This window comes from Arthrobacter sp. H41 (genome assembly GCF_000520535.1).
In the GTDB taxonomy this organism is placed as follows: domain Bacteria; phylum Actinomycetota; class Actinomycetes; order Actinomycetales; family Micrococcaceae; genus Arthrobacter_D.
Window position 1 is genome coordinate 20,293 of record NZ_KI914780.1, and the last position, 1,218, is coordinate 21,510.

Sequence of the window (1,218 nt, forward strand, 5' to 3'; positions counted from 1 at the left end):
CGGCCGGTGAGACGATCGACCTCTCGCCCACCGAATTCAAGCTGCTGCGGTATTTGATGATGAACCCCAACCGGGTGCTCTCGAAGGCCCAGATCCTGGATCACGTCTGGGAGTACGACTTCAACGGGGATGCGTCGATCGTGGAGTCCTATATCTCCTACCTGCGGCGCAAGATCGACCGGAACCCCGACGCCGTTGCGCTCATCCAGACCAAGCGCGGTGTGGGGTACCTGCTGCGTACCGCCGACAAGCGGTAGGTTTCCGACCCGGTGATTCGGCGCTGGAAATCGGCCTCGCTGCGGTCGCAGCTCGTGGCCATCACGACCCTGCTGATGGCGGTCGCCGTCGGGATCACCGGCCTCGCCACGGTCTCGCTGCTGCGGGACGGACTCATCGAGCGCATGGACACCGACCTCGCATCGAATGCAGAGGTGGTGGCGCGGTCGTTCTACGCATCATCCCTCCCTGGTGACACCCCGTTCCTACAGTTCTACGGTGCGATCCTCGACTCCGAGGGCAACGTACTCACGCAGACCCAGTTGCCCGACGACTCCGACGCCCCGGACCTCGACGACCTGTCGGAGGAACGCATCCTGCAGCTCGACCGGCGGGGGTTCGAGGTTCCCGGCACACATTCGACGAGCCAGGGCTGGCGAGTGAGGGTGGTGCCTTTTCGGAACCAGGAAGGGCACCTTGCCGTGGCGTCGCCCCTCTCGACGGTCAACGACTCGGTCCAGGAGGCAGCGGAGATCATCTTTACCTCGGGCCTTCTGACCACCGCGGTCGCCTCACTGATCGCCTTCGCGGCCGTCACCCGCCAGTTCCGGCCCCTGGCGCGGGTCGAGCGGACTGCAGCGGCCATCGCCGCCGGTGATCTTTCCCGACGTGTCAAGGTGGAGCGGCCCGCCACCGAGATCGGCAGGCTCTCCCGGTCACTCAACGCGATGCTCGCCCATATCGAGACGGCCTTCGCCGCCCGGACCGCGTCGGAGCGCAAGATGCGCCGTTTCGTCGCAGACGCGTCCCACGAGCTCCGGACCCCGCTGGTCACGATCCGCGGCTTCTCCGAGCTCTACCGGCACGGTGCCCTGGAGAAGGACGAGGACGTGGCAGCCGCGATGGGCCGGATCGAGAGCGAAGCGATCCGCATGGGCCAGCTCGTGGAGGACCTCCTGACGCTCGCGCGGATCGACGAGCAACGGCCGCTCGACGCCAAGC

2 protein-coding genes are annotated in these 1,218 nt (G+C 66.6%); both read left to right on the top strand.

Annotated elements, in window-relative coordinates; translation table 11 throughout:
* Positions 1 to 257 (top strand): winged helix-turn-helix domain-containing protein (locus Y705_RS17820; protein WP_162149048.1); only part of this gene is annotated, 257 nt, incomplete at its 5' end.
* A gap of 54 nt (positions 258 to 311) precedes the next feature.
* Positions 312 to 1,218 (top strand): sensor histidine kinase (locus Y705_RS23030; RefSeq protein WP_253908511.1); only part of this gene is annotated, 907 nt, incomplete at its 3' end.